The organism is Streptomyces sp. NPDC001502, assembly GCF_042894785.1.
Classification (GTDB): Bacteria; Actinomycetota; Actinomycetes; order Streptomycetales; family Streptomycetaceae; genus Streptomyces; species Streptomyces kutzneri.
Map to the genome: position 1 here is coordinate 22,922 of NZ_JBIAVW010000005.1, position 16,241 is coordinate 39,162.

The following is a 16,241-nucleotide window of genomic DNA, read 5'->3' on the forward strand; positions in this document are numbered from 1 at the left end:
GCCCCCCGAGAGCTACACTACCCCACACCCTCGTTCCCCACACGCCGCTCTGCCGAACACACCCCCGCCCCCTCCCCCCCCCAGCCCGGTTGCGCGGCGGCGCCTTCGCGAAGAGACACCCCTAGGCGAGCCGGTCGATCTCGGGGTGGTCCTGCAGCCAGGCGCGGACCGCCTGCTGTTCCTTGCCCTTCCCGGTCTCCTGGATCTTCGCTTCCAGGCCGGTCAGCTGCTCCTCGGTGAGCTTGAAGGACTTCAGCCACTCGGCGACCTTCGGCTCGTCCTCCGCGAAGCCCTTGCGGGCCAGGGTGTGGATCCCGTCGCCCTTGCCCCAGGCCCCCTTGGGGTCCTCAAGCTTGGTCAGCTCGTAGGAGGAGTACGCCCAGTGCGGGGACCACAGCACGACCGCGACGGGCTCCTTCTTCTCGTAGGCCCGCTTCAGCTCGGCGAGCATGCCGGGCGTGGAGCCGTCGACGACCTTGTACTCGCCGTCGAGGCCGTAGTCCTTCAGGACCTTGTCCTTGAGGATCGACATCTCGCCGGCGCTCGGCTCGATGCCGATGATGCGGCCCTTGAACTGATCCGCCTTGCCCTTGAGGTCGGCGAGCGAGCGCACGTCCTTCATGTAGGAGGGCACGGACAGCTCCAGCGAGGTGGGGCCGTACCAGGAGCCGAGGTCCTCCAGCTTGTTCCCGTACTTCTCCCAGTACTGGGCGTGGGTGACGGGCAGCCAGGCGTCGGTCTGGAAGTCGAGCTGGCCGCCGGCCAGGCCGGTGTACAGCGCTCCGGCCTCCAGCTGGCGGGCGTCGACCTTGTAGCCGCGGCGCTCCAGGAGCTCCTTCCACAGGAAGGTGGAGGCGATGCCCTCGTCCCACGGGATGTAGCCGACGGAGAGGGTGCGGCCCTTGCCGATGTTCGCGGCCCCGGCCGGGCCCTCCTCGGCGGCGGAGCCGCCGAAGGTGTTCAGGCCGCCCGCGACGAGCGCCAGGACCACGGCGCCGCCGATCGCGTACGCGGGCTGGGGGCGGTGGTTCCACAGCTTGGCCGCGCCGGTCGCGGCGGCCCGCGCCTTGGCGAGCGCACGGCGGCCGATCGGGGAGACCTGGCGGCCGAGCGCGCCCGTCATCCGGTCCAGGTACATGGCGAGGATGACGATGGAGACGCCGGCCTCGAAACCGAGGCCGATGTCGACGTTGCCGATGGCCTTGTAGACGGCGCCGCCGAGCCCGCCGCCGCCGACCATGCCGGCGATGACGACCATGGACAGGCCCAGCATGATGACCTGGTTGACGCCCGCCATGACGGTGGGCAGGGCCAGCGGGAGCTGGACGCGTACGAGGGTGTCGCGCGGGCTGGTGCCGAAGGCCTCGGCGGCCTCGACCAGTTCCCCGTCGACCTGGCGGATGCCGAGCTCGGTCATCCGTACGCCCGGAGGCAGCGAGAAGATGATGGTCGCGATGATGCCGGGCACCACGCCCACCCCGAAGAAGATGATGCCGGGGATCAGGTAGACCATGGCCGGCATGGTCTGCATGAAGTCCAGGACCGGCCGCAGCAGGGCGCTGACCCGGTCGGATCTGGAGGCCCAGATCCCGAGCGGGATCGCGAACGCCAGGGTGACGAGGGTGGCGACCAGGACCAGGGACAGGGTGGACATGGCGTCCTCCCACAGGCCGAGGGAGTCGACCAGCGCGAAGCCCGCGAAGGCGAGCAGGCCCGCCAGCAGACCGCGCAGCCACCAGGCGGCGACGGCCAGGATGCCCGCGAAGAGCAGCGGGGCGGGGGCGGAGAGGACGGCGTCGATGCCGTCGTAGAGGCCGGTGACGAGGGCACTGATGGCCTCGAACAGCCAGGAGAGATGGCTCTGGAGGAAGTCGACTCCACGGTCGACCCAGGCGCCGAGGTGCAGGCGGGGCATCAGGCGGCCACCTCCGCGCAGTACATCGGGGGCCGCTGCTCGTCGCCGATGAAGGCGATGAGGCGGTCCTGGGGTACGGAGCCGATGACGGAGCCGTCCGCGCCGGTGACGGCGACCGCGTGCGGGACGCGGGCGCTGACGGCGCACAGGTCGGCGAGCGGGGTCCCGGCGGTGACGGTGGGGCAGTCGCAGGCGTCGGCGGCCGGCTCCGGATCGTCCATGACGGCGTCGGCCGTCAGGACCCGGGAGCGGTCCACGTCCTGGATGAAGGAGGCGACGTAGTCGTCCGCGGGACGGGTGAGGATGTCCTCGGCGGTGCCCTGCTGGACGATGCGGCCGTCGCGCATGACGGCGATTCCGTCGCCGAGGCGCATGGCCTCGTTGAGGTCGTGGGTGATGAAGACGATGGTCTTCTTCAGGCGCTTCTGGAGCTCCAGCAGCTGGTCCTGCATGTCGCGGCGGATCAGCGGGTCCAGCGCGCTGAAGGACTCGTCCATCAGCAGGAGGTCGGCGTCGGTGGCCAGCGCCCGGGCGAGGCCGACCCGCTGCTGCATGCCGCCGGAGAGCTCGTCGGGCCAGGACTTCTCCCAGCCTTCGAGCCCGCACAGGGCCAGGGCCTCGGCGGCGCGCCGCTCGCGCTCGGGGCGGGGCACGCCCTGCACCTCAAGTCCGTAGCCGGCGTTCTCCAGCACGTTGCGGTGCGGGAACAGCGCGAAGTGCTGGAAGACCATGGAGATCTTCGTGGACCGTACGTGGCGCAGCTCACTCGCGCTCAGCGCGGTGAGGTCCTGGCCGCCGAAGAGGATGCGTCCCGCGGTGGGTTCCAGCAGGCCGTTCAGCATGCGCAGCAGAGTGGACTTGCCCGATCCCGACAGACCCATGACGACGAAGATCTGGCCGGGCCGGACGTCGAAGGAGGCGTCGATCACGGCAGCGGTGGTCCCGTCGGCGCGCAACTCGTCGCGGCCTGCGCCGCTTTCGAGCGCGCGGACCGCGGCAGCGCTGTCGGCGGGACGCCTCCCGAACACCTTGTAGACGTGCTCGGCCTGGAGCGTGGACACATACACCTCACGGGTCGTACCAAGTACGGCGCGCGCCGGCGGACCGGCGGGCCGTGGAGCGGGACGGGATCTGCCCGTGTGCGCCGTGTCCTTCGCCCCGATGGGCCGGAGGACATGGTTCCGCTCCAGCAGCGCCGATGCCCTCCATTCACCTGCGCAAACGCCGGGGTGACCCTCCTCACTTACGGGGCGCGAGGGCCCGTGGGCGGATCCGCGCACCCGGGGCGGGAGGTCCCTGATGGCTGCGGTCGGGTACGCCCGCCCCCGGGAGGGGAGTTGGGGCGGCGGCCCGGCGGCCTCTCCGACCGCCGGGCCCGGTGCGCCGCCGCCCGGGGTGTGGCCGAGGCCACAGCATGGTTCCGGCGGTTACGTGATGCGGAAACCGGTGGTCGCGTGGTCGCGGCGGTCGCGGTGGAAGGTGAGGCGGTCCCAGGTGGGGAAGGCCAGGTCGGTGACGGCCAGCAGTCGGCCGGAGCTGTCGTGCAGGGTGCGGCGCACGGTCAGCCCGCAGGCCGGGGCGGTGGACTGCGGGTGGGTGACGCGGGTCATGGTGAGGGTCTCGGCGACCCGGCCGACCGTGGCGGCGCGGTCGAGCCAGCGGTGGAGGGGGGTCAGGTCCTGCTCGCGGGCGGTCGTCGTCGCCACCGTCCGGGGCCGGAGGGCCGCCAGCTCCGGACTCCGCGCGACGGCTCCGGGGCTGAAGTAGGTGACGGCGTCCCGGAGGGTCTCACCGGCCGGGCCGCGTTCGCGGTGGTGATGGACCAGGGTGCGGTCTCCGCCGGCGATGCCGAGGAGCGTACCGAGCGAGGGCGGGACGGTGACGAAGGCGACCCAGCTCCGGGCCGACGCACGGCCGGCGGAGGGCGCCGCGGCCGGGACCACGCAGACGGCGGCAAGGGCGGGGACGGCGGGACGGGTGCCGCGGCGGCCGGTGACGACGAGGCCGTCATCGCGCAGGTACTGGAGGGCAGCCCGGATGGTCTGCCGGTTGACCTGGTAGCGCGCGGCGAGGCTGCGTTCGGACGGCAGTCGGCCGCCGGGAGTGTGCGCGGCGCGGTCGAGATCGCGGCGCAGCGCTGCGGCGATCCGCTGGTACTTGGGCATGGCGGCCGGGCCGCCGCCCCGCGAAGGGGAGGGCATGGCTTCTCCTCTGACGGGTGGTCAAGGACTGCGCGGTCTGCCCGACCAACGTAGCATTGGTCTATACCTTTCCGTGAGGTGGATCGGGGCACCTGGCCCGGATTGGCCGATTCCGCCCCCACGAACATCCCCAAGGGTCCGGGCGTCTTGACAAGGAAACTGATTAGCCGCCATATTAATTTCCATGACGAGGGACGGCATCGACGGCGAGGCACCCACGCTGGACCAGGCCAGACGCCAGGTCGAGCACTACGGCCTGGAGGTCGACCCACAGGCGGTACTGGTCGCGGTACGCCTGATCTCGGCGGGTGCGCGGGTCGGCCGGGCGGCCGAGGCGCACTTCGCCCGGTTCGGCCTGTCGACGGGGCGCTACCGCCTGCTCGCGGACCTGGAGGACCACGGCGGGGAGAAGTCCCCCTCGCGCCTCGCGGTCGACCTCGACGTCTCCAGGGCCACGGTCACCGGCCTGCTGGACGGCCTGGAACGCGAAGGGCTGATCGCCCGCCGCCCGTCCACGGAGGACGGCCGGGGCACGGTGGCCGTCCTGACCGCGCGCGGGGCGCAGCGCCTGCGCGACATGGCGTCCGAGCATTTCGGGCGGCTGGAGGCGATGGTGGGCGGGCTTTCCGTCGAGGAGCGTGCGGTGTTCCTGGATCTGCTCGCCCGCGTCGTGCGCGGCAGTGCGGCCCTGGCGGCGGACTGACCCGACCCACAGCCCTTTCGGCCCCGCTCTACGGGCAGGGGCCCTTTTTACGCAGTAATAGTTAGCCGCCTAATTATCTTCGACCGAGAAAGAGGCCAGCATGCCCGCGTCACCGAAACACAGAACCGGCCCGGACCGAGCAGCCTCCCGGCCTCCCCGGCCGCCCCGGCCGTTCACCCTGTGGCGTGAGGTGCTGACCGCGTACGCCGCGCCCGCGCTGACGGCCGGTGCCGCCGGAGCCGTCACGGGGCAGCGGGACCTGGCCGTGGCCGCCTGCACCTCCATCGCCGGCACCTCAGCCGTGGTGGCGTTCCTGGTCGGCACCTGGCTGCGGCACGGCGGGCAGCCCCGACGGTGGACCCTCACCTCGCCGCGCGGCGTCCTGACCGCCGTACTCGCCATCACCGCCGTCGGCGCGGCGGCCCTGCTGGGGTGCTTCACCGCCCAGTGGCTACCCGCCCACACCCCGGTCCCCGCCACCCCGTGGCTGGAGCGCCTGCGCGTGGACCTCCCCGTCTCCGCGGCCCTCGCCACCACCATCGTCACCCTGCGCTGGCGCAGCACCACCACCACGGCATAGGCGGCCCGGCGGCATCCCGTCGCCGCGCACTCACAGCCACAGCCACAGCCACAGCCACCAAGGAATGAGCACACGATGATCGTTGTCATGGGAGCGACCGGAGCGACCGGGAACGCCCTGCTCCACAGCCTCGCCGCGTCCGGCACTCCCGTCCGCGCACTGACCCGTACCCCGCACCGGCCGATCCCCGGCACAGCCGGCGCTCATCAGCCTCCCGCCGAGGTCCAGTACGCCGACGCCACCGACCCCCATTCCCTGCGCACCGCCTTCAAGGGCGCCGGCCAGCTCTTCCTCGCCATGGCCAACGGTCCCGCACAGGTCGAACTCGAAACCCGCGTCATAGACATCGCCGCACACGCCGGCATCGGACACATCGTCAAGATCTCCGCACCCGCCGCCGAACCCGACTCACCGGTCGCCGTCTCCCGCGGACACCACGCCGTCGAGGAACACCTGCGCGCCGCCGGCCTCACCCACACCATCCTGCGCCCCTACGCGTTCACGCAGAACCTCCTGCGCCTGGCTCCCTCCGTCGCCCAGGGCGTCATCCTCGGCACGACGGGCGACGCGCCCTGCAACTACATCGACTGCCGCGACATCGGCGACGTCGCGGCCGCCGCCCTCACCCGGCCCGACATCGCCGGCGGCACCTACACGCTGACCGGACCCGAAGCCGTCTCCCACCCCGAACTCGCCTCACGGCTGACCGCCCTGACCGGCCATCGGATCCGCTACGTCGACCTCACCCCGGACCGACTGCGCGACCACCTCATCCGCAACGCCCACATGCCCGCCTGGCTCGCCGACCACGTGACGGAGATCCAGCAACTCTCCGTCACCCGGCCCGAAGCCCCCACCACGACCGTCGGCGACATCCTGGGCCGCCCGCCCCGCACCCTCGACGCCTTCCTCCACGAGCACCGCGCCCACTTCCGCTGCTAGGCCGTCGGCGGGCGGGGGCCGGGCCCGTCGGCTGTCCCGTCGACTGGCCCGCGCCGCGCGAAAGGCGTTCCATCGAAGGGTGAGCGCTCTGCGTATCGACGTGCACGCACACCTGTGGACCGTGGACTACCTGGACCGCCTCGAACGGCTGGGCAAGACCGATACGGGCACCCAGCGCGGGATCGGCGCCGACGCGACCGAGGCCGATCTGGACCACCGGTTCGCGTTGATGGACCGGGCCGGCATCGACCTGCAGGTGCTCTCCGTCGCGCCTCAGTCGCCGCACCTGCCCGGCGAACCCGAAGCCGTGGCGCTGGCCCGTGCGGCGAACGACGCGTACGCCGAGCTCGTGGCCCGCTTCCCGGGACGGTTCCGGGCCTTCGCCGCGCTGCCGCTCCCGCACGTCGACGCCGCACTGAGCGAGGTCACCCGTGCCCTCGACGACCTCGGCGCGGTCGGCGTCGGCGTGACCACGACCGTACTCGGCCACACGCTGGCCGATCCCCTGTTCCACCCCGTCTACGAGGAGCTCGACCGGCGCGGCGCCGTCCTGTGCATCCACCCGGCCGGTGAGGGCGCCGCCAGCCCGCTGATCACCGAGCACGACATGACGTGGATGGTCGGGGCACCGGTCGAGGACACGGTGGCGATCATGCACCTGATCCTCGCGGGCATTCCGGCACGCTATCCGCGGATGCGCATCCTGGCCTCGCACCTGGGCGGCGCCCTCCCCCTGCTGCCCCGTCGGCTCGACGACCATCTGGCCTTCGAGTCCCCCCGGACCCCCGAACTCCCCTCGGTGGCCGTCGGCCGCCTCTGGTACGACACGGTCAGCCATGTGCACGGACCGGCGCTGGCCGCCGCGGCCGCGTCCTTCGGGGCCGGTCGTCTCGTGCTGGGCACGGACTTCCCGTACGAGGACGACGAGGTCTTCGTACGGGCCGTGAACTACGTCTCCGCATCGGGGCTCACCCAGGAGGAGGCCACGGCGATCCTCGACACGAACGCGGCGGACCTGCTGGGCCTCTCCGAGCCGGATCCGGAAGAGACGGCCTAGGTGTTTTAGAAGTAGCGCCGGGCGCCCGAAGGGCGCGGCTCGCGGCGTCTGGTGCCGTGCATCGCAAGGCGGAGGATCGCCCGCCTACTGGACGTAAGCGGGCGTTCCGACAACGCGGCGAGGCGCGGTGCCAGGCGCCGCGAGCCAGGCGGGACTTTTACAACATGCCCTAGCCGCGCAGCGGGTTCGGCAAGGGCAGGTAGCGGGCGTCCGCGCCGTCCGCCCGGGTCCAGCGCAGCAGCAGGTTGGTCTTGCCCGGCAGGGTCGCGGCGGCGAGCAGTTCCGCGATCTCGGGGAGCCCGCGGGTGGCGTCGTAGCGCAGGAACTCCTCCCGCGCGGCCGGCCACAGGAGCGGGGTGATGTCCGGATACCGTCCGGACAGGGCGCCCGCGATCTCCGTCAGGTTGTTGACGACCAGGCAGTAGACCAGGCGCTGCCAGGCATCCGCCCGCGGGAGGTCCGCCGGCAGTTTGACCCCCTCCGCGTCCCGGAAGAGGGCCTGCACCGGCAGTCCGTCCGCGTCGACGGCGACCAGGGTGTTCTGGAGGTGGGCCTCCAGCACGACGCCCTGCCGGGCGAACAGTTCCAGCACCGGCGGCACGACCTGGCGCAGGTACGCCCGCCACCAGCGGACCGGGTCGCTGTTCCCGGCCGGCGGGCTCCCGGGGTAGCCCTCGGCGAGCGCGGCGGCCAGCAGCGGGGTGGCCCCGGGCACGGTGTGCGCGTGCAGGCCGTCGCGGACCAGGACGGCGAGCTCCTCGAACGCGAAGGTGGCGGTGCGGTAGCCGCGGTCGGGGAGCCAGGCCGCGGCCGGGCCGGTCCGGCGCAGGGCGGCGAAACCGGCCTCGACGGCCGCATCGGTGCGGCGCAGCTTCAGCAGGTCGTGGCGCCACAGCCGGCGCACGTCGTTGGTGATCCGGACGTCGAGGCTGAACTTCACGAAGAGGTCGGCCGTCGCGTCCGGCACGTACAGGGTCCGGATCGAGGCGGTCGGCCAGGCCGGCCGCCGGGTCGCGCCGAGCCGCAGCAGCCGCCCGTCGGCGAAGGCCTCGCGCACCGCGGGCCTCTCGCCGACGAGGTCGAGCTGCCAGGGGTGGGCGGGCAGCAGCCGGTATCCGGCGGGAGCGCGCGGCCCGTCGAGAGCGTCGGCGAGGGCGTCGATCGCGGCGGAGGCGGCCGGGCCGCCCTCCTCGGCGGTCTGGTCCTCGCGCAGCCCCAGGAAGACCAGCGGGAAACGGGCGTAGGCCTCGGGCGCGTACGGCAGCCAGCTCCCGGCCGGCGCCCCGCCGCGGGCCTTGGGGGCGGGATGGTGGGGGTGGCCCATGACCAGGGACTGCTCGGAGAGGAGGTACGGGTCCGCCGGGGGTTCGGCGGTGGCCCGGGCGGCCAGCAGCGCGGCGATCGCGGCTCGGCTGTCGGTGATCTCGACGGGGAGTTCGTCGTTGGGGATTCCGGTGAACCGGCCCAGTTCGTCGGAGACGAGTTTGGCCAGTTCGGTGTGGCTGAGCGGGTGCCAGCCGTCCGCCGTGCGCAGTTCGGGGCGTTCGGGCCGGCGCCCGCCGCGCACCCGGAGCAGCCGCCCGCTGCCGCGCAGCCGGTGGACGCGCAGATCTGTTCCCGCGCCCGCGTCGTACCCCTCGGCGGGGTCGGCCGCCTCTCTGAGCAGGCAGTTCAGGAGCGGGGCGGCGGCGTACGCGTCGGCGGCGGCGTTGAGGTCCACTGGTTCCATTCGGTCCATCCGGTGCGCCGGAGGTTCGCAGGGCGTAACCACCAGTCGTGATCTTCAGTATCCGCAATCATTACTTGATCATCCCGTAAAGCGATATTCCGATGCCGGAGCCTCAGCATGCATCTTCCCCCCTCCCCGGCCGAAGAGGCCGTCGCCGCCGAACTGGCCGGCGTACGCCCGTCGCTCGGACCCTCGTACGCCGCCGCGCTCGGCGGTGCCCGGGCGGCCGTGCTGACCCGGCTGTGGCGGGCCCTGGCCTACGAGCCCCTGCCCTGGGTCCTCGCCCGCGAGCACGGGCCCGACGGCCTGGCCCTGCTGCTGGCCGGGGGCTCCCGGCTGGAGGGCCCGCTGCCGGATCCGTACGCGACCGGGCCCTGCGTGAGCGAGCTGCTGCTCGACGGCCGGCCCTACCGGCAGGCCGCGCGGCTGGTGACGGCCCTCGGGGTGCCGCACGGGGAGCAGTTCGCCGCCGAGCTGGACGCCTGTACGGCCTCCCTCGCGCTCTCCCGGGCCGGTCAGCCGCCCGCCGGGGAGGACCCCGCCCCGCTGACCACCTGGGAATGGGAGCAGCGGGTGGTCGACGGGCACCCCTACCACCCGAACTGCCGTTCCCGGCCGGGCTTTTCGGTGGCCGAGCAGCTGGCGTACGCGCCCGAGCACCGGCCGGTGGTGGAACTCGGGCTGGTCGCCGTACGGGCCGGGGAATGCCTGGTCACCGGCGACTGGCCGGAGGAGCTGCGGGACGCGGGACGGGTCCTGGTCCCGGTGCACCCGTGGCAGGCGGCGCACGTCCTGAAGCACGAGCGGGTGCGGCCCGGTTTCGCGGCGCACCCGCTGATGGCCCTGCGCACCCTGGCTCCCGCCGACGGCGGGGCGCACGTGAAGACCGCGCTGAGCGCCCGGCTGACCTCGTCCGTGCGGGACATCTCGGTCTACTCCATCGAGACGGCGGCGGCCGTCTCGGCCTTCGCGCAGGGCCTGTCCGAGCGGCTCGACGGCCGGCTGCACATCACCCGCACGCTGGGCGCCACGACCGTGCACAGTCCGGACCTGGCGGCCGTGCTGCGCGAGCCGCCGGAGGGGTACGCGGACGCCGCCGCCGGTGAGCGGGTGCTGCCGGTGGCGGCCCTGGCCTCCTTCGGCCCGGCGCGCTCGGCGGCCTGGCAGGCCGAGTTCGCCCGGCTCGCGCTCTCGGTGTGCCTGCGGGTGCTGGAGCTCGGGGTGGCCCTGGAGGCCCACGGCCAGAACCTCCTCGTCGTCCTCTCCCCCACCGGCGCCCCGCTGCGGCTGGTCTACCGCGACCTCGCCGACATCCGGATCAGCCCGGCCCGGCTGGCCCGGCACGGCCTGCCGGTGCCGCCCCTGTCCGGCAGGCTGGTCACCGACGACGTGACCGTGCTGCGGCGCAAGCTCTTCGGGTCCTTGCTGACGGGGGCGCTCGGGGCCACGGCGGGCTCGTCCGGGGCCTTCGCCGCGGCCCTCGCGGAGGTGGCCGCCCTGCCGGCGACCGCGGACACGGAGGCGCTGCTGACCGGGCCGCTGCCCACCAAGGCGCTCACCCTGATGCGGCTGAGTCCCGGGGTTCCGGGCGATCAGTGGGCGGAACTGCCCAATCCGCTGGTCGGGGGGTGAGCGGGAGCACTCGGCCGGTTTCCCCTCGGAGGGGCTCTGGAGGCTACTGTTCAGGGGCATGACAGAGACCTCGTACCTCAGCTCCGTACGGGCGTCCTACGACGCCGTCGCCGTCGACTACGCGCGGCTGCTCAGCGCCGAACTGGCCGGAAAGCCGCTGGACCGGGCCATGTTGACGGCTTTCGCCGAGTACGTGCGCGACGACGCGGGCGGCGGGGGCCGGGCGGTGGCGGACCTGGGATGCGGCCCGGGCCGGGTGACGGCGCATCTGGACGGGCTGGGCGTAAGGGTCTTCGGCGTCGACCTGTCCCCGGCGATGGTGGCGGTGGCCCGCCGGACGTACCCGGGGCTGCGCTTCGAGGTGGGGTCGATGGCCGCCCTGGACGTGGCCGACGGGGTCCTCGGCGGGGCGCTGGCCTGGTACTCCACCGTGCACACCCCGCCCTGCGGACTGCCTGCGCTGTTCGCGGAGTTCGCCCGGGTGCTGGCACCGGGCGGATATCTCCTGATCGCCTTCAAGGCGGGCGACGACCGGATCCGGCTGGACCACGCGTACGGGCATCCGGTCGACCTCGACGTGTACCGGACACCGCCGGAGCTGATCGCCGGCCTGCTGGCCGGGGCCGGACTGACCGAGGCTGCCCGCCTGGTCCGCGAGCCGGGCCCCGACGAGAAGTGCCCCCAGGGCTTCCTGCTGGCACGCAAGGGGTAGGCCGTCTCTTCCGCCGAGGATCCACCACCGGCTGGGCAAGGGCGACTGCCGGGGCCCGTCGGCGCGTGGCGGTGGGATGCGGCCGACGATGACGGCGTCGTCCTCGCGAAGGACCTGGCATGGCGCGCCGGCACCCCTCGGAGCCGGGTACGCCCGGCGCTCACCAGCGCAGCGGCAGCCGCGTCACGCCCCGCATCAAGGTGCCCGGGAGCCAGTCGGGCGGGCCCGCGTCCGGGTCCCCGGCGAGGTCCGGGAAGCGTTCCAGCAGGGCCCGGACCGCGATACGGCCCTCCATGCGGGCGAGCGGGGCGCCGAGGCAGAAGTGGATGCCGTGACCGAAGGCGAGGTGGCCCGGGCCGGTGCGGCGGATGTCGAAGACGTCCGGCCCGGGCTGCGCGAAGCGCGCCGGATCGCGGTCCGCCGCGGCGAGGGCGACCAGGACGGAGGAGCCGGCCGTGATGGTGACGCCGCCCAGCTCCAGGTCCGCGGCGGCGAAGCGGTACGTGGCGTGCTGGACCGGGCCGTCGTAGCGGAGCATCTCCTCCACCGCCCCGTCGATCAGCCCGTCCGGGTCGGCGCGCAGCGCGGCAAGCTGGGCGGGGTGCGCGAGCAGGGCCCGTAGGCCGTTGCCGATCAGGTTGACGGTGGTCTCGTGGCCCGCGACCAGCAGCAGGAAGGCCATCCCGATCAGCTCGTCCGGGGAGAGCCGGCCGCCGTCCTCGTCGCGGGTGCGGATCAGGGCGCTGAGCAGGTCCTCGCCGGGATCCTGGGCCTTGGCCGCGACGAGTTCGAGGAGGTACGCGGTCATCTCCTCCACGGCCCGGGGGTCCGCGCCGACGCCGTCGAGCGGGGCGACGATCTCCCCGGACCAGTAGCGGAAGCGCTGCCGGTCCAGGCCCGGGACGCCGAGGAGTTCGCAGATGACGGTCATCGGCAGCGGTACGGCGAAGGACGCGATCAGGTCGGCCCGGCGGTCGGGCCGGGCCGCCATCGCGTCGAGCAGCTCGTCGGTGATCTGCTGGACGCGCGGGCGCAGGGACTCCACGCGGCGGGCGGTGAACTCCCGGGCCACCAGGCGGCGCAGCCGGGTGTGGTGGGGCGGATCCGTATCCAGCATGCTGGTGGCGACGGCCGGGACGGGCGTGGTGCTCGTGAACAGCTCGGAGCCGAGCCAGTTCTTCGACAGTCCCGGATGGGCGAGGGCCTGCCGGGCCTCCTCGTAGCCGACGACCAGCCAGGTGCGTTCGCCGCCGAGCGTCAGCCGGTGGACGGGGCCGGCGGTGCGCAGCGCGTCGTAGAAGGGGTACGGGTCGGTGTTGAACGCGTCGGCGTGCGCGCTGAGATCCACGAGGGCCATGGGGGCAGCGTACGGCGGTCGTTCGCGGGTCGCGGAGCGGATTTTCGGATCATCGGCCGCAGATCGCCGGTCCCGGATCGCGGGTCTCGGATCACGGGTCTCGGATCACGGGTCTCGGATCGTGGATGGCGGATCGCGGTACGGCCATAGGACGAACCGAACCGTTTCGGCTGTGCGCCGTTCAGGGGGCACCCCGGTGCGTGTGGGACCCGCCTGCACGACTATCGGCCCGGGCGGTGGCAGGAAGGAGGTATGAGCCTCAATCGCCGCCAAGTCCTGGGCAGCGCGGCCGCGGCCGTCCTCTCCACCGTCGGGGCGGCGGCCCGGACCCCGGACTACGGCGCGCTGGCACGCGGGATCGACGGGCGCCTGGTGCTCCCCGGGGACCGGGACTACCCGCAGGCCCGCCGACTGTTCCAGCCCCGGTACGACACCGTCGCCCCGGCCGCGGTGGCCTATCCCGCGCACGCCGGGGACGTGGCCGTCTGCCTGGACTTCGCCCGCCGCTCGGCCGCGCCCGTGGTCCCGCGCGGCGGCGGGCACAGCTACGCAGGCTGGTCCACGCGATCCGCCGGGCTGGTCGTCGACACCGGGGCCATGGCCGCGGTGGCGGTCGAGGGCGGCGGCGATGCCGATGCCGACGTACGGATCGGCGCCGGGGCCCGGCTCGGGGACGTGCACGCGGCCCTCGCCGGGCACGGCCGGTCCGTCCCGACCGGGCTGTGCCCCTCCGTCGGAATCGCCGGACTCACCCTCGGCGGCGGCCTGGGCCTGGCCTCGCGGGCGTACGGGACCACCGCCGACCGGCTCACCGGGGCCCGGGTGGTCACCCCCGACGGGATCGTCCGCGAGGTCTCCGCCGACCGGGAACCGGAGCTCTTCTGGGCGCTGCGCGGCGGTGGCGGCGGCAATTTCGGCGTGGTCACCGAGTTCCGCTTCCGCACGCACCCGGTCGGCGCGTGCGCCTACGCCGAACTCCACTGGCCCGGAGGCGATTCCGCGGCCGTGCTGCGCGGCTGGCAGCGCTGGCTGGCCGGTCTGCCGGACCCGTTCTGGAGCCAGGTGGAGTTCACCGTCGAGGTGGGCGCCGGGGCCGGGGCACCACCGGCGGTGCGGGTGGTGTGCCTCGACGGGCGCCAGGAGCTGGAACGGCAGTTGACCCGGCTGTCCGACCTGGCCGGCGGGGCGCCGCAGGACAGCTGGATCTCCGTACGCAGCCACGAGGACACCGTCCGGGCCATGTCGGGCTGCCTGGAACTGAGCCCCGCGCAGTGCCGGCTGCCGGGCACGCTGCCGGGCCGGGACCCGCAGGGTCGGCTCGGCCGGGACTCGTACGCCGCACGCTCCGACTTCTGGGCGGGCGGCGGGCTGCCGGACGCGGCGATCGGCGCGGTCCTGGCCGCCGTGCGGCGGTACGGGACGAGCGTGCCCCAAGGTGGCCTGGGCGTGGTCCAGTTCGACGGGGTCTGCGGCGGTGCGGTGAACCGCGTCCCGGCCGGCTCCACCGCCTTCGCGCACCGCGACAGCGCCTTCCTCGCCCAGTACCTCGTCTACTGGCCCGAATCCGCACCGGCCGCCGCGGTGGCCCGGCACCAGGGCTGGCTCGACGGGCTCTGGCAGGACCTGCGCCCCTGGGCGAGCGGCCGCGCCTACCAGAACTACACCGACCCCAAGCTCACGGGATGGCGCGAGGCCTACTACGGTCCGAACCTCGCGCGCCTGCAGGAGGTCCGGCGCGTCTACGACCCGGACCGGCTCTTCCGTTTCCCCCAGGCCCTTTAAGGGAGTGTCCGGCATGCGACGTACGTTGACGATGGCCGTGGTGGCGGCCGCCCTGCTGGCGTCGGCAGGGCCGCTGTCCGTGGCCGCGGCCGGGAGCATCGCCGCCCCGGTGGCCGTCGGCCGCTGGTCGGCGCGCGAGGCGCAGTCCTTCTGGACCGCCGAACGGATGGCCTCCGCCGCCCCGTTGCCGCCCGTGCCGCCCGAACTCGCGGATCCCGCACCGCCCGAGCTGCCCGAACCGCCGGAGCCTGCCGAACCCGCCGAACCCGCCGAACCGGCCGAACCGGCCGAGGAGATCCCGATCGCGACGCCGACCCCCGTCATGACAGGGCTCCCGGCGCCGTCCGCAACCCCGGCCGCCACACCCACAGCCACACCCACACCCACAGCCTCACCCACACGCACACCCGGTGCCGTTCCTACGCCCACCCGCGCGCCATCGGCCCCGACTCCTACTCCGGCTCCGCTTCCGGCCCCGGCCCGCCCGGCCGTTCCACGGCTGCCGGCCCTCACCCCCGGCGTCGGGCAGAACTTCGACGGCATCCCCGTCGCCGGCCGGATGTACCTCGTCAAGGGTGGCGGGGCCTACTTCTGCACCGCGAGCGTGGTCTCCTCCCCCAGCCGCAACCTGGTGCTCAGCGCGGCGCACTGCCTGCTCGGCTCCGACACCCAGCAGGTGGCCTTCGTACCGCAGTACACGCGGGCGAAGCCACAGCCGTACGGCATGTTCCCGGTCCTGCGGGACGCGGGCGGGCGCTCCAGGATCTGGATCGACCCGCGCTACCGCTCCCAGGGCGTCGACCGCGCGGCCGCCCTCGACGTGGCGTTCGCCCAGGTGGGTCCGGACGCCCGCGGCTTCCCGGTCGAGGCGGTGGTCGGCGGGAACCGGCTGGTGACCGGCGCCGGTTACGCGCACGCACGGGCCACGTTGATCGGCTACCCGGCCTCCGCCGCCCGGCCGCGCGTGTGCGTCAACCGGACGACGAAGTTCACCAGTGCCGATGCGCGGATCCCGGGATCGTTCCTGCGGATCAACTGCACGGGTTATCCCGGCGGGACCAGCGGCGGTCCGTTCCTGACCCGCTACGACGCGCGCACCGGGACCGGTGACGTGGTGGGGGTCATCGGCGGCTGGAAGACCGGCGGGGACAAGGCCGACACCTCGTACAGCTCCTACTTCGGCGCGGACATCAGGAAGTTGTACGAGAAGGCGGTTGCCGGGGCGAAGGCGCGGCGGTGAGCACCCGCACCCAGCGGGTCCGGCGCGGGTTGCCGACCGTACGCGGTGTCACCGGAAGCCCGTCGCCGCTCAGCGGGTCGGCGGGCACGAGGCCGAGCCGGCGGCGCAGGTCGGCGAGGGCCGCATGGACGGGCGCGAGGACCACCTCGGCGCCCGGGTCGACGGACGCGAGGGCGTGCGCGGTGGTCTCGATCGCCTCGGCGGCGTCCTCGGCGGCGGTCCGGCTCCAACCGCCGGGCGCGCCGGTTCCCCAGGGCGCGACGGTGTCGTAGAGGTGGCAGGCGGCATCGGCCACGGCGTCGGCCCGTTCACCGACGCCCGGCGCCGCGATGGTCGGCAGTTCCATGCCGGGTCAACGAGCCGATGCCGCCCGGGGTGCGTACGCGCGGAC

General features: G+C 73.7%; 14 protein-coding genes. 8 read left to right on the plus strand and 6 right to left on the minus strand.

The annotated features are described in order from the left end of the window. Positions 1-121 precede the first annotated feature (121 nt). The 3 genes from ACFY0D_RS09685 to ACFY0D_RS09695 form a co-directional block, all read right to left on the minus strand. Positions 122-1,915, minus strand: coding sequence for an ABC transporter permease/substrate binding protein (locus ACFY0D_RS09685; RefSeq protein ID WP_390797794.1), 1,794 nt, complete (start codon positions 1,913-1,915; stop codon positions 122-124). Beyond that, positions 1,915-2,976 carry a betaine/proline/choline family ABC transporter ATP-binding protein gene (locus tag ACFY0D_RS09690; protein WP_351162064.1) on the minus strand — a complete coding sequence of 354 codons (1,062 nt, stop codon included), beginning with the start codon at positions 2,974-2,976 and terminating at the stop codon, positions 1,915-1,917. The genes ACFY0D_RS09685 and ACFY0D_RS09690 overlap by 1 nt, the downstream gene beginning before the upstream one ends. A 366-nt stretch (positions 2,977-3,342) precedes the next feature. Next, positions 3,343-4,116, minus strand: a complete 774-nt coding sequence (locus ACFY0D_RS09695; protein ID WP_390797795.1) for a GntR family transcriptional regulator — start codon at positions 4,114-4,116, stop codon at positions 3,343-3,345. 184 nt (positions 4,117-4,300) lie between these two features. Between ACFY0D_RS09695 and ACFY0D_RS09700 the strand changes: the two genes are divergently transcribed. From ACFY0D_RS09700 to ACFY0D_RS09715, 4 genes are all read left to right on the plus strand, one after another. After that, on the plus strand, positions 4,301-4,819 hold the full coding sequence (locus tag ACFY0D_RS09700; RefSeq protein WP_214935062.1) for a MarR family winged helix-turn-helix transcriptional regulator: 519 nt from the start codon (positions 4,301-4,303) through the stop codon (positions 4,817-4,819). 190 nt (positions 4,820-5,009) lie between these two features. After that, positions 5,010-5,399 (plus strand): hypothetical protein, encoded by a 390-nt coding sequence (locus ACFY0D_RS09705; RefSeq protein ID WP_390797796.1) that lies wholly within the window; start codon positions 5,010-5,012, stop codon positions 5,397-5,399. A gap of 87 nt (positions 5,400-5,486) precedes the next feature. Further along, positions 5,487-6,341, plus strand: coding sequence for an NmrA family NAD(P)-binding protein (locus tag ACFY0D_RS09710; protein WP_390797797.1), 855 nt, complete (start codon positions 5,487-5,489; stop codon positions 6,339-6,341). Between the two features lie 79 nt (positions 6,342-6,420). Continuing rightward, positions 6,421-7,398: an amidohydrolase family protein gene (locus tag ACFY0D_RS09715; protein WP_390797798.1), complete on the plus strand. Its 978-nt coding sequence runs from the start codon at positions 6,421-6,423 to the stop codon at positions 7,396-7,398. Positions 7,399-7,567: 169 nt separating this feature from the next. Here the strand turns inward: ACFY0D_RS09715 and ACFY0D_RS09720 are convergent, their stop codons facing one another. Next, positions 7,568-9,136, minus strand: coding sequence for an IucA/IucC family protein (locus tag ACFY0D_RS09720; protein WP_390797799.1), 1,569 nt, complete (start codon positions 9,134-9,136; stop codon positions 7,568-7,570). Positions 9,137-9,244: 108 nt separating this feature from the next. On the opposite strand from ACFY0D_RS09720, the gene ACFY0D_RS09725 reads away from it, so the two are divergent. Beyond that, positions 9,245-10,759 (plus strand): IucA/IucC family protein, encoded by a 1,515-nt coding sequence (locus ACFY0D_RS09725; RefSeq protein ID WP_390797800.1) that lies wholly within the window; start codon positions 9,245-9,247, stop codon positions 10,757-10,759. A gap of 58 nt (positions 10,760-10,817) precedes the next feature. Beyond that, a complete protein-coding gene (locus ACFY0D_RS09730) occupies positions 10,818-11,471 on the plus strand; it encodes a class I SAM-dependent DNA methyltransferase (RefSeq protein WP_390797801.1) in 654 nt (217 codons plus the stop codon). Positions 11,472-11,631: 160 nt separating this feature from the next. On the opposite strand, the gene ACFY0D_RS09735 is transcribed toward ACFY0D_RS09730, so the two are convergent. Beyond that, the gene (locus tag ACFY0D_RS09735; protein WP_390797802.1) at positions 11,632-12,828 is read right to left on the minus strand and encodes a cytochrome P450; all 1,197 of its coding nucleotides are present in this window, start codon (positions 12,826-12,828) and stop codon (positions 11,632-11,634) included. A gap of 252 nt (positions 12,829-13,080) precedes the next feature. Between ACFY0D_RS09735 and ACFY0D_RS09740 the strand changes: the two genes are divergently transcribed. Both ACFY0D_RS09740 and ACFY0D_RS09745 read left to right on the plus strand, forming a co-directional pair. After that, positions 13,081-14,610 (plus strand): FAD-binding oxidoreductase, encoded by a 1,530-nt coding sequence (locus ACFY0D_RS09740; RefSeq protein ID WP_390797803.1) that lies wholly within the window; start codon positions 13,081-13,083, stop codon positions 14,608-14,610. Between the two features lie 13 nt (positions 14,611-14,623). Then, positions 14,624-15,850, plus strand: coding sequence for a serine protease (locus ACFY0D_RS09745; RefSeq protein ID WP_390797804.1), 1,227 nt, complete (start codon positions 14,624-14,626; stop codon positions 15,848-15,850). Here ACFY0D_RS09745 and ACFY0D_RS09750 read toward each other — a convergent pair. Further along, positions 15,801-16,196: a hypothetical protein gene (locus tag ACFY0D_RS09750; RefSeq protein WP_390797805.1), complete on the minus strand. Its 396-nt coding sequence runs from the start codon at positions 16,194-16,196 to the stop codon at positions 15,801-15,803. The genes ACFY0D_RS09745 and ACFY0D_RS09750 overlap by 50 nt on opposite strands. Between the last annotated feature and the right edge of the window lie 45 nt (positions 16,197-16,241).

Bases quoted from the DNA above. Each gene is read 5' to 3' on its own strand.
- ACFY0D_RS09725 (WP_390797800.1), top strand. From the start codon at position 9,245: ATGCATCTTCCCCCCTCCCCGGCCGAAGAGGCCGTCGCCGCCGAACTG.
- ACFY0D_RS09685 (WP_390797794.1), bottom strand. From the start codon at position 1,915: ATGCCCCGCCTGCACCTCGGCGCCTGGGTCGACCGTGGAGTCGACTTC.
- ACFY0D_RS09735 (WP_390797802.1), bottom strand. From the start codon at position 12,828: ATGGCCCTCGTGGATCTCAGCGCGCACGCCGACGCGTTCAACACCGAC.
- ACFY0D_RS09720 (WP_390797799.1), bottom strand. From the start codon at position 9,136: ATGGACCGAATGGAACCAGTGGACCTCAACGCCGCCGCCGACGCGTAC.
- ACFY0D_RS09730 (WP_390797801.1), top strand. From the start codon at position 10,818: ATGACAGAGACCTCGTACCTCAGCTCCGTACGGGCGTCCTACGACGCC.
- ACFY0D_RS09700 (WP_214935062.1), top strand. From the start codon at position 4,301: ATGACGAGGGACGGCATCGACGGCGAGGCACCCACGCTGGACCAGGCC.
- ACFY0D_RS09745 (WP_390797804.1), top strand. From the start codon at position 14,624: ATGCGACGTACGTTGACGATGGCCGTGGTGGCGGCCGCCCTGCTGGCG.
- ACFY0D_RS09750 (WP_390797805.1), bottom strand. From the start codon at position 16,196: ATGGAACTGCCGACCATCGCGGCGCCGGGCGTCGGTGAACGGGCCGAC.
- ACFY0D_RS09710 (WP_390797797.1), top strand. From the start codon at position 5,487: ATGGGAGCGACCGGAGCGACCGGGAACGCCCTGCTCCACAGCCTCGCC.
- ACFY0D_RS09740 (WP_390797803.1), top strand. From the start codon at position 13,081: ATGAGCCTCAATCGCCGCCAAGTCCTGGGCAGCGCGGCCGCGGCCGTC.
- ACFY0D_RS09695 (WP_390797795.1), bottom strand. From the start codon at position 4,116: ATGCCCTCCCCTTCGCGGGGCGGCGGCCCGGCCGCCATGCCCAAGTAC.